11 protein-coding genes are annotated in these 11,783 nt (G+C 45.6%); 10 read left to right on the top strand and 1 reads right to left on the bottom strand.

The window, feature by feature from the left end; all coding sequences use genetic code 11:
- Positions 1-111 precede the first annotated feature (111 nt).
- The 10 genes from pheT to pgeF all read left to right on the top strand — a co-directional run bounded on the left by pheT (position 112) and on the right by pgeF (position 10,226).
- Positions 112-2,529 (top strand): phenylalanine--tRNA ligase subunit beta, encoded by a 2,418-nt coding sequence (gene pheT / locus GT674_RS12135; RefSeq protein ID WP_161285938.1) that lies wholly within the window; start codon positions 112-114, stop codon positions 2,527-2,529.
- A complete protein-coding gene (locus GT674_RS12130; RefSeq protein WP_178637928.1) occupies positions 2,529-3,143 on the top strand; it encodes a histidine phosphatase family protein in 615 nt (204 codons plus the stop codon). Before pheT ends, GT674_RS12130 begins: the two co-directional genes overlap by 1 nt.
- Positions 3,144-3,332: 189 nt before the next feature.
- On the top strand, positions 3,333-4,964 hold the full coding sequence (locus GT674_RS12125; protein ID WP_161285937.1) for a MotA/TolQ/ExbB proton channel family protein: 1,632 nt from the start codon (positions 3,333-3,335) through the stop codon (positions 4,962-4,964).
- A gap of 8 nt (positions 4,965-4,972) precedes the next feature.
- Positions 4,973-5,971 carry an OmpA family protein gene (locus GT674_RS12120; protein WP_161285936.1) on the top strand — a complete coding sequence of 333 codons (999 nt, stop codon included), beginning with the start codon at positions 4,973-4,975 and terminating at the stop codon, positions 5,969-5,971.
- Between the two features lie 128 nt (positions 5,972-6,099).
- A complete protein-coding gene (rplS, locus tag GT674_RS12115) occupies positions 6,100-6,447 on the top strand; it encodes a 50S ribosomal protein L19 (protein WP_161285935.1) in 348 nt (115 codons plus the stop codon).
- 90 nt (positions 6,448-6,537) lie between these two features.
- The gene (gene lepB / locus GT674_RS12110; protein ID WP_161285934.1) at positions 6,538-7,134 is read left to right on the top strand and encodes a signal peptidase I; all 597 of its coding nucleotides are present in this window, start codon (positions 6,538-6,540) and stop codon (positions 7,132-7,134) included.
- A 173-nt stretch (positions 7,135-7,307) separates the two neighbouring features.
- Positions 7,308-8,177 carry a ribosome biogenesis GTPase YlqF gene (ylqF, locus tag GT674_RS12105; protein ID WP_161285933.1) on the top strand — a complete coding sequence of 290 codons (870 nt, stop codon included), beginning with the start codon at positions 7,308-7,310 and terminating at the stop codon, positions 8,175-8,177.
- On the top strand, positions 8,161-8,916 hold the full coding sequence (locus GT674_RS12100; RefSeq protein WP_161285932.1) for a ribonuclease HII: 756 nt from the start codon (positions 8,161-8,163) through the stop codon (positions 8,914-8,916). The genes ylqF and GT674_RS12100 overlap by 17 nt, the downstream gene beginning before the upstream one ends.
- 78 nt (positions 8,917-8,994) lie before the next feature.
- Positions 8,995-9,345 carry a YraN family protein gene (locus GT674_RS12095; RefSeq protein WP_161285942.1) on the top strand — a complete coding sequence of 117 codons (351 nt, stop codon included), beginning with the start codon at positions 8,995-8,997 and terminating at the stop codon, positions 9,343-9,345.
- Between the two features lie 20 nt (positions 9,346-9,365).
- Positions 9,366-10,226, top strand: coding sequence for a peptidoglycan editing factor PgeF (gene pgeF, locus GT674_RS12090; protein ID WP_243149115.1), 861 nt, complete (start codon positions 9,366-9,368; stop codon positions 10,224-10,226).
- Between the two features lie 81 nt (positions 10,227-10,307).
- Here pgeF and GT674_RS12085 read toward each other — a convergent pair whose 3' ends face one another.
- Positions 10,308-11,480, bottom strand: a complete 1,173-nt coding sequence (locus GT674_RS12085) for a ribose-phosphate pyrophosphokinase (protein ID WP_161285931.1) — start codon at positions 11,478-11,480, stop codon at positions 10,308-10,310.
- Positions 11,481-11,783: the final 303 nt, after the last annotated feature.

Below are 11,783 nucleotides of genomic sequence, written 5' to 3'. Positions count from 1 at the left end.
TACAAGGCAAAATGCCATCACCGAAGGTGATTTGGAATGCATTTTGACTCGTAACTGTGAGGGTACTGAACAGTTACCTTTATACAAAAAATCGAAAGGTGGATATAAAACATGAATACATCAATGTCCTGGATTAAAATGTATGTGCCGGATCTGGATGTAACAGCCCAGGAATACACAGATGCCATGACACTGTCAGGAACAAAGGTAGAAGGCTTCGAGAAACTGGATGCTGACCTTGAAAAGATTGTGATCGGACAGATTGAAAAAATAGAAAAACACCCTGATGCAGATAAGCTCATCATCTGTCAGGTCAATGTCGGAACAGAAACTATTCAGATCGTAACAGGTGCTCCGAATGTCAAAGAAGGAGACAAGGTACCGGTTGTCTTAGACGGCGGACGTGTTGCAGGCGGCCATGACGGCAAAGCAGCTCCTGGCGGGATTAAGATCAAAAAAGGAAAGCTCAGAGGAATCGAATCTTATGGAATGATGTGCTCCATCGAAGAACTGGGAAGCACAAGAGAAATGTATCCGGAAGCACCGGAATACGGCATCTATATCTTCCCGGAGGATGCAGTTGTCGGCGAAAGTGCGATCAAAGCACTTGGCCTTGATGATGTTGTATTTGAATATGAGATCACATCCAACCGTGTAGACTGCTATGGAGTACTTGGAATTGCAAGAGAGGCAGCAGCTACTTTTGATAAGAAATTCATCCCTCCGGCAGTAAAAGAAACCGGAAACAATGAGAATGCATCTGATTATATTAAGGTTACGGTAGAGGATCCGGAGCTTTGCCCGAGATATACAGCACGAGTTGTCAAGAACATCAAGATCGGTCCGTCTCCGAAATGGATGCAGAGATGTCTGGCTTCCAACGGAATCCGCCCGATCAACAACCTTGTGGATATCACAAACTATGTAATGGAAGAGTTTGGACAGCCGATGCATGCTTATGATCTGGACAGAATTGAAGGTAAGGAGATCGTGGTCCGCCGTGCAGAAGCAGGAGAAAAATTCGTGACTCTGGATGGTCAGGAACGAGAGATGGACGATCAGGTTCTTATGATCTGTGATGGAAAGAAAGCAGTCGGTATCGCTGGAATTATGGGTGGTGAGAACTCCATGATCACAGATGATGTACACACAGTTCTGTTTGAAGCTGCCTGCTTTAACGGCACAAACATCCGTCTTTCTTCCAAGAGAATCGGTCTTCGTACCGATGCCTCCGGTAAATTCGAAAAGGGTCTTGATCCGAACAATGCAAAAGCAGCGATCGACCGTGCCTGCCAGCTGATGGAAGAACTGGGAGCCGGCGAGGTTGTTGGCGGCTGTGTAGATGTATGCAATGAGACCAGAGAGCCTTCCAGAGTACCGTTTGAGCCGGAAAGAATCAATGCACTTCTTGGAACAGACCTTACAAAAGAGGAGATGCTTGCATATCTTGCAAAGGTGGAACTGACGCTGGATCCTCAGACGAACGAGATCGTGGCACCTACCTTCCGCCAGGATATCCACTGCATGGCAGATGTTGCAGAGGAGGTTGCAAGATTCTTCGGATATGACAAAATCCCGACAACACTTCCGACCGGAGAAGCTACAACAGGAAAACTTCCGTTTAAACTCCGCATTGAAAATGTGGCAAGAGATATCGCAGAATATTGCGGCTTCTCAGAGGGAATGACCTATTCTTTCGAAAGCCCGAAGGTATTCGACAAGCTTCGTATCCCGGAGGACAGTGAACTTCGCAAAGTGATCACAATCAATAATCCGCTCGGAGAAGATTACAGTATCATGCGTACTACAACTCTGCATGGAATGCTTTCTTCCCTGGCGACAAACTATAACAGAAGAAACAAGGCTGTCCGTCTCTATGAGATCGGAAAGGTTTATCTGCCAAAGGCACTTCCACTGACAGAACTTCCGGATGAAAGAGTACACTTCACTCTTGGTATGTACGGAGCCGGAGATTTCTTTGACATGAAGGGTGTGATCGAAGAATTCTTCGAGAAATCCGGAATGAAGAAAAAGGTTCATTATACACCGGACAGCAACAAGACCTACCTGCATCCGGGCAGACAGGCAAACATCATCTATGAAGGCAAGGTGGTCGGATATCTTGGAGAAGTACATCCACTCGTTGCTGATAATTATGGAATCGGAGACAGAACTTATGTTGCAGTGATCGACATTCTGGATATCCTTGAATTCTGCGGATTCAACCATAAATTTACCGGAATCGCAAAATATCCGGCAGTTACCCGTGACTTAAGCATGGTTGTTCCGAAGCACGTTCTCGCAGGTCAGATCGAGGACGTTCTGGAACAGAGGGGCGGAAAAATCCTCGAATCCTATCAGCTGTTTGATATTTATGAGGGAGCACAGATCAAGGCAGGATACAAATCCATGGCATACTCTGTGGTATTCCGTGATCACGAAAAAACTCTGGAAGAGGCTGAGATCACAGCAGCAATGAAGAAGATTCTGAATGGTCTTACTGCTCTTGGAATCGAGTTGAGAAGCTGATGAAACTTTATGTGGTACGACATGGGGAGACTGTATGGAACAAGCTTCATAAGGTGCAGGGGGCGGCAGATATCCCGCTCGCTCCAAATGGTATCCTGCTTGCAGAGAAAACAGGAGAAGCATTGAAAGATGTCCGGTTTGATCTCTGCTTCAGCAGTCCCCTTGCGAGAGCCAGAAAGACGGCAGAACTGATCCTTGACAGTCAGGCTGGAGAAGTACCTGTCATTGAGGACAAAAGGATCCAGGAAATCAATTTCGGTGAGCTGGAGGGAGTGATCTGCTTTAATGATGCACATGAGTATCTGAATCCGGAGATGGAGAAGTTTTTTACGGATCCATGGAAGTTTAAACGCCCAAAGCACGGAGAAAACATTGCAGATATTCTTGCAAGGACGAAGGATTTCTGGGACGAAAAGATTCATGATCCTTCCCTCCTGGACAAAACAATTCTGATCGCATCCCACGGGTGCGCGGTAAGAGCACTTTTGCAGAATGTGTATCAGGATCCTGAGAATTTCTGGCATGGATGCGTGCCTCCGAACTGCAGCGTGAATGTTGTTGAGGTTAAGGATGGACAGGCAGTCCTTCTGGAAGAAGATAAAGTATATGCGTAAATAAAACAGATAAGACAGGCTGGAGATCTTTTATGACAAGGTTTCCGGGCTGTCTTTTTTGCAGATCAGAGTACGGTCTGTGAGCTGCCTGAAATGTGTTCAAATTGTGAGGCTTTTGGTAAAGTAGAGAAAACAGCTTGTTCGTCAAAAAATGGTATGATATGATAATAGACAATAAGGAGGTTGCTTATGAGAAAAAAGGTGTTAAACGTAATGCTTTTTCTGGCAGTTGTAGCAGCGGCTGTCGGAATGACCCTTTATGTTGGCCGCGGAGCTGCCAGTATACTGATTTATAACTTCTGCTTTCTGGGGATCATGGCAGTTACCTATATTGCCGGGATGTTTGGCGGAATGTTCCGTATGAATGATCTTTCCAGGGCACTGAGCGATGCGGCAGATGAGATCAGAAATGTATTTCAGTCTCCGGGAAAGGTTGATGCAGATAAGGTTTCTGCACTGAATGGTATCTTTCATCAGCGATATCTTGATGAGAAGATGCAGGCTTTTACGGATGCGATCTCACAGAGTCATGAGGGAATCGGTGATATCGAGGAGTATCTGAATGGAGATGATATGGATGAACATGTCCACAAGCGTCTTCTGGAAATGGCTCCGGATATTTTTACAAGTCTTGGTATCCTTGGTACCTTCGTAGGACTTGTGTGGGGACTTAAGAACTTTGAACCTACCAACTATGAGGCAATGACAACATCGGTTGCTTCTCTGGTAGACGGTATCAAGGTAGCGTTTCTGACTTCCATTTATGGTATTGCGATGTCGATCGTCTATACCTGCGGCATGAAGTCAGAGTATTCTTCAATGACAGCGAGTCTTCAGAAATTCCTGGATCGATTCCATACATATGTCATGCCGACAGCAGAGAGTGAATCTATGAATATCCTGGTTTCCAGCCAGAAGAATCAGACCGCAGCCATGGAGCAGATGGCGGAGAAATTCTCTGTACAGATGGCGGGCAGCTTTGAAAAGGTTATCACGCCGACCTTCCAGAAGATGAACGATTCTCTGGATGTGCTGGTATCTTCTGTGACGAAATGCCAGGAGGATGCGATCAGGGAGATATTGGATACTTTCCTGAAGGAAATGAATCTTTCTTTCAAAGCACAGTTTGAGGATTTTGGCAGGGCACTTACCCAGCTTAAAGACGCTCAGACAGACAATGCCAACTACACGACAAATCTCTATCAGTCTATGAGCAGACAGCTCAGTGAGGCATATACGGAGCATGAGCGCAACATGCGTACCATGCTGGAGGATACCAGTATGGCACAGAAGGAATATCTCGACAGGGCAGACCGCATTCTTAAGGATAATCAGACGATCCAGAAGGAACAGCAGGCAGATTACCAGCATCTTGCAGATTATCTCAAGGAAGCGGAAGCTTCTTCTGCGAAATTCTGGGTTGCGTGCAACCAGACCATGCAGAAATATGTCGAGGCTGCTGCACAGGGAATGGATCGCATTTCCGCAGCGGGCAGGCGTAATGTAGAGCTTGCACAGGCAAACCGTCAGGTGGTTGCGGAATTTGATGCAAGACTTCAGGAGTTTATGAATTATCAGAAGCTGTCTTACAAGACGATGGATCAGGTCCGCCGTCTTCTTGCAGATATTTCGGCAGCAGGAAGTGATAAGACCGTGACCCTTTCTTCCGGTCAGCTGACACAGAAACAGTCTTTCGATAAACTGGAAGAACTTCTGGAACAGCAGGGAGAACAGCAGCAGTTACTGCTTGAAGAACTCAACAGAAATTTACGTGAACTGACCAAAGGGACACAGAAAGGCAAGCTTGGTATATTCAGATAGGAGGACAAATGCGCAGAAAGAAAAAATCAGAAAACAACGGATTTAATGTCTGGCGTTCCTATTCTGATATGATGGCGGGAGTTCTTCTTCTCTTTGTACTGCTGATGTGTGTGACTCTTTTTCAGGCTCAGAAAAGCTACAACGAGAGCATTAAGGAGAGAGACGACAAGATCGCACTTCAGGAGGAATACACACAGCAGCTTCTTGACAAGCAGAATGCCCTGAATGAGAAGGAAGGAACGATCCAGAATCAGGACGAGCAGCTTAAGAATCAGGACGAGCAGCTCAAGACCCAGCAGGAGAAGCTTGAGGAACAGGAACAGCAGCTGAACGCGCTGGCTGCCAAGCTTAAGGAACAGGAAGCCACACTCAAAAGCCAGCAGTCTGCACTGGATACCAAGACTCAGCAGCTTAAGAACCAGCAGGCACAGATCGATCAGATCATTGGTGTCAAGGCAGATGTTATAGAGGCTCTGAAGAATGAGTTTTCCAGGAACAATATCAGTGTGGATATTGATGCACAGACAGGTGCACTGACACTGGAGGCCAGCGTTATGTTTGATTATGATCAGGCGGAGCTGACCGATGCCGGTAAACAGGCACTGGAACAGATCCTTCCGATCTACTGTAAGGTGCTTCTGCAGGATGATTATATGAAATATCTTGCAGAGATCATCATTGACGGTTATACCGATACGGACGGAGACTACAGCTACAACCTGCAGCTGTCCCAGCAGAGATCCCTGGCTGTGGCACAGTATCTTCTGGATATTCAGGGGAATTTTCTGGATTCCACTCAATCGGCAAATCTTCAGAATTATCTGACGGTAAACGGACATTCCATGGCAAATCCGGTTCTGGATGCAGATGGAAATGTAGATAAGGATGCTTCCAGACGTGTTGAGATCAAGTTCCGTCTGAAGGACGAAGAGATGATCGATGAGCTGAATCAGATTTTGAGCAGTTCCGATGCGACCACTGCTTCCGATACTGCATCCGGTAATTAAACATAAAATAAAAAACTGCTTGCAATCGGAATATTTTTATAGTATACTTATTTTCGTTGTAAAAAAGATGGTCCTCTGTTACAGAGTCATGTATTAAGAACATCCAGATAAGAATAGGAGAGAATAAAATGAACGACATTATCAAAAACATTGAGTCTGCTCAGTTAAAAGCAGAAGTACCGCAGTTCCGCGTTGGTGACACAGTAAGAGTACACGCTCTGATCAAAGAGGGAAACCGTGAGCGAGTTCAGGTTTTCGAGGGAACTGTTCTTAAGAAACAGGGTGGAAGCACAAGAGAAACTTTCACAGTAAGAAAGAGCTCCAACGGTGTTGGTGTTGAGAAGACATGGCCGCTTCATTCCCCACACGTTGTTAAGGTAGAAGTTATCCGTCAGGGTAAAGTTCGCCGTGCTAAGCTGAACTACCTGAGAGACCGCGTAGGTAAAGCTGCAAAGGTTAAAGAACGCGTTAGATAATGTGTTTTATCTGAAAATTTCAAATGTTTTAAAAGCAGGGACAATAACGACAGCTATTGTCCCTCTTTTCCATTATGGGAGAGAGCAGATATGAATATACAGAACTGGAAAGAACACTCAAAGGTTCTTGAATTAAAGGCAAAACTGGAAGACAGAAAGATTCGCGGAATTCTGAAGTGGATCTTTCAGATTGTGGTAACACTGGTGTTTGCAGCAGTGGTGGCACTCATGTTGTTCCAGACTGTGACCATGCAGGAAAATTCAATGGAACCGACAATTTCTGTCGGTGATCGTTTCTTTATCAATAAAGCAGTATATAAATTTTCATCACCGGAAAGAGGAGATCTGATCGTTTTCAGAACAAATGCCAGTGATGATGCGGCACTTCATATCCGGCGTGTGATCGGACTTCCGGGAGAGACGGTACAGATTTCTGACGGAAAGATCCTGATTGACGGCAAAGAGTATCAGGAGGCCGGACAGTTTCCGGAGATCACGAATCCGGGACTTGCTTCCACTACAGTTACACTGGAATCGGGGCAGTATTTTGTTCTGGGCGATAATCGCAACAACAGTGAAGACAGCCGTTATTCTGATATCGGAAATGTAAATAAGCGTTATATTGTCGGAAAGCTGTGGTTCACCTGCTCTCCGTTTGAGAAATTTGGTTTTTGTGAAAGATGGTAACTATTCAGAAGGTAGTATCCCGCGAGGTGTTTTGGCATATTTTTTGCCAAAATCCCGAGACATACAAGGCGAAATGCCATCACCGAAGGTGATTTGGAATGCATTTTGACTCGTAACTGGGAGGGTACTGAACAGTTACGAAAGATGAATAAATACGAAAGGTCAGGACAGATATGAATATACAATGGTACCCTGGTCATATGACCAAGGCAAAACGGCAGATGCAGGAAGACTTAAAGCTGATCGATCTGATCATAGAACTGGTGGATGCCAGAGTGCCGCTCTCCAGTAGAAATCCGGATATAGATCAGCTTGGACAGAATAAATCGCGTCTGATACTTCTGAACAAGGCAGATCTTGCAGATGAGAGACAGAATGAGGCCTGGAAAGAATATTTTCAGAGCAAGGGATTTTATGTGGTGAAGGTGGATTCGCGTAACGGGGCAGGAATGAAGACAATCCAGAATGTGATCCAGGAAGCATGCAAAGAAAAGATTGAGCGTGACAGGAGAAGAGGAATCAAAAACCGTCCGATCCGTGCCATGGTGGCAGGTATCCCAAATGTAGGGAAGTCTACGTTTATTAATACCTTTGCAGGGAAGGCCTGTGCCAAAACCGGAAACAAGCCTGGCGTGACAAAGGGAAAACAGTGGATCCGCCTGAATAAGAATGTAGAGCTTCTGGATACACCGGGAATTCTCTGGCCGAAGTTCGAGGATCAACTGGTCGGTATCCGTCTGGCCTGCGTTGGTTCCATCAAGGATGATATCCTGAATATCGAAGAACTGGCTCTCTGGCTTCTGGAGAAGCTTAAGAAGGATTATCCGGGCTTTCTTGAGAAACGCTATGGCATTTCTGAGGAAGGTACGCCGCTTGAAACTCTGGAAGCAATTGCAAAGGCAAGAGGCTGTCTGAAACGGGGAGAAGAACTGGATTATGTCAAAGCCTCCGGACTGATTTTTGACGATTTCCGTGGCGGCAAGATCGGACGAATTACTCTTGAATGGGCAGAGCAGGTAAAAGCAGATGAAAAAGATCGGTGAAATCAAGGCGGAATTTGCCGCGGCAGCTGAAGAGCAGTGGAACGGACTCTGTCAGGAATATGCGGATGATGAACGAAGCGGGGTGCAGAAGATTATTCAGCAGTATCAAAAGAAGCTTGCGAACATCCAGAAGGAAAAGCTCCGCATGGAAGAAATGATGCACTACGAGCATGAATATGAACATCTGGGATATCTCTGCGGGATTGATGAGGTGGGAAGAGGGCCGCTGGCAGGTCCTGTAGTAGCCTGTGCAGTGATCCTTCCGAAAGATCACGATATCCTCTATCTGAATGATTCAAAGAAACTTACTGCGAACAAAAGAGAAGAGCTTTATGATGTTATCATGGAAAAAGCAATAGCGGTAGGTATTGGTATGGCAAGTCCGCAGAGGATTGACGAGATCAATATTCTGCAGGCGACCTATGAGGCAATGCGGGAAGCTATCAGTAAACTGAAGGTCACTCCGCAGCTTCTTCTCAATGACGCGGTAACGATCCCGGGAGTAACGATCCCGCAGGTTCCAATCATCAAGGGAGATGCCAAAAGCGCGTCCATTGCAGCGGCCAGCATCGTTGCAAAGGTAACAAGGGACAGGATGATGGTCGAATATGACAGTGCGCTTCCCGGATATGGATTTGCATCCAATAAGGGATACGGTTCCGCTGAGCATATTGAGGCACTCAAAAAATACGGACCAACCCCGATCCACAGAGCAAGTTTTATTACGCATTTTGTATAATCGGCGTGTGGTTTAAGACCATATGCCAGACTTTCTTACAAAAGATACCGACACACAAAAAGAAAAGAGAGACAGCGTATTAACAAACGTAAAACAGGCAGTCGTCATGAAGAGCAGGCGGCTGCCTTTCTGGAAAAACAGGGAGTAAGGATTCTTGAGAGGAATTTTTTCTGCCGGAGCGGAGAAATCGATCTGGTAGCCAGGGATGGAAACTATCTTGTGTTCGTGGAGGTGAAATACCGGGCTACGGCGGTCTCGGGAGAGGCGGCAGCAGCAGTTGATATCAGGAAGCAGCGCCGGATCAGCCGGGCGGCACAGTTTTATCTTCTGCGTTATGGATATGGAGAACCTCCCTGCAGATTTGATGTGGTGGCGATCGACGGAGAAGAGATCCACTGGATCAGGAATGCCTTTGATTACTGTGGATAAAACACAGAAGGAGGATATTGATGACAGATATAAAATGGCATCAGGAAGAGAGACCCAAAATGCGGGTAAATACAAGAGAGGGCGTGACTTATCTTACTTATCCGGAATTTGATAAACTGCCCGGATTTGTGCATGCCTTCAGCACCAGGCTTGGAGGTGTCAGTGAGGGAATTTATTCCTCTATGAATCTGAGCTTTACCAGGGGGGACAAAGAGGAAGCGGTAAAAGAAAATTATAAGAGAATAGCCGATGCCGCAGGCTTCGATATGAACGATATTGTAACCTCTGATCAGACACATACGGCGAATGTCCGCCTTGTCACAGAAAAAGACCGTGGAAACGGCATCACAAAGCCAAGACCGTACACAGATGTGGATGGAATGATCACCAATGTTCCGGGACTGGTACTTGCAACGTTTTATGCGGATTGTGTGCCGTTGTACTTCATTGATCCGGTACATCGTGCGATCGGACTTTCTCATTCCGGCTGGAGAGGAACAGTGGCAAAAATCGGTGCGGTTACTGTTCGGAGAATGCAGGAAGAGTTCGGCTCTGAGCCGTCAGAAATCTATGCTGCAGTAGGACCTTCTATCTGCCAGGACTGCTATGAGGTTAGTGAGGATGTGATTGAACAGTTTAAGGAGAATTTTGCAGAAGAACAGTGGGATTCTCTGTTTTATGGAAAACCGGACGGAAAATATCAGCTGGATCTCTGGGAGGCGAACCATCAGATCATGCTGGAAGCGGGAATCAGAGAGGAACATATCTCCCTTCCGAACCTGTGCACCTGCTGCAATCCGGAGTTCCTTTTTTCTCACAGGGCATCACATGGCAAAAGGGGAAATCTTGGAGCGTTTTTGGGAATAAAGAAAACGAAATAAAAGATATCGACAAAGAAAATGGGCTGCATACCGTACAGATAAAAACGGTATACAGCCCATAAATGTTATTTGGCAGATAAATCAGCACTTATTGACTTTCTCCATAAGCTCCATGATCTTATCGTTGCTGGAACGTACCTTCTCTACAGACAGGTCGTGGTTGATGATATCCATAATACTTGCAAGATATTTGCTCATATTTGCTTCAATGTAATATGGTTTCTCGAGGAGTTCCGGATCGCGGTAGTTTAAGTTGGTGGTGATCACCTTATCGATCCAGCCCTTTTCGTAGTATTCATCAAATTTCTTAAGACCATCTGTGAACAGACCGTAAGTAGTGCAGATGAAGACACGTTTTGCGTGACGCTCTTTGATCTGCTTTGCAACATCGAGCATACTCTCTCCGGAAGAGATCATATCATCGATGATAACAACATCCTTGCCCTCAACGGAATCGCCAAGGAACTCATGAGCAACGATAGGGTTCTTGCCGTTTACAATAGTGGAGTAATCGCGGCGTTTGTAGAACATACCCATATCGACGCCGAGGATATTTGAGAAATATACTGCTCGTGACATAGCTCCCTCATCCGGGCTGATGATCATCAGGTGATCGTTGTCGAGCTTGAAGTCCTTAACGTCCTTGACCAGTGCCTTAAGGAACTGATAGGTCGGGAAGAAGTTGTCGAAACCGTTCAGCGGGATAGAGTTCTGTACACGCGGATCATGTGCGTCGAAAGTGATGAAGTTGGAAACACCCATATCACTCAGTTCCTTGAGCATCAGTGCACAGTCAAGAGATTCTCTCTTGGTACGGCGGTGCTGACGTCCTTCATAAAGGAATGGCATGATCACGTTGATACGATGAGCCTTACCGGTAGCTGCGGAGATGATTCGTTTGAGATCCTGATAGTGGTTGTCCGGGGACATGTGGTTCTCATGACCACAGACAGTATAAGTTTCTGTGTAGTTTGTGATATCCACCATGATAAAAAGGTCGGCACCACGTACAGACTCTTTGATATAACCCTTGCCCTCGCCGGTACCGAAGCGTACACATTCACATTCTACAAGGAAAGAAGGAAGGCTGTATCCCTGTGGTACAGTGCTGGGTTTCTTTTTGGCTATAAGTTCTTTACGGAATTTTACAAGCTTCTTGTCAACCTCTTTTGCAAGGTCCTGACATCCGGCAAGTGCTGCGATACGGATCGGAGCAACTGGGGTTGCTTTTTCAAGTAACTCTATATTTGGCATAATATTCCTCCTAGGTATAGTTTTTCAAACTGAGTCCTATTATATTTATAACATTTGCCCTAAATCCCGTCAAGGAATTTATTGATTTTTACTCCCGAAATCAGTATTATTTATGAAAATGTACGCAAATACAGGGGATGCAGGGAGTAGTATTTTGGATTTACCCCGTTTTTTACCCCGGTGAGAAAGAAAAATCGCGGAATGAGGTATAATTAGTAACAAGACGCAAAAAATAGAATTACAGAGAGAACTGTAAAAAATAAAATGTAGTATAGAATTATAATGATTATTAAAGTGGAGGCT

Origin of the sequence: Blautia sp. BIOML-A1, from assembly GCF_009883055.1 — a bacterium.
In the GTDB taxonomy this organism is placed as follows: domain Bacteria; phylum Bacillota; class Clostridia; order Lachnospirales; family Lachnospiraceae; genus Blautia_A.
The sequence above is the reverse complement of the archived record's forward strand: the minus strand, read 5'-3'. Positions and strand labels throughout refer to the sequence as shown.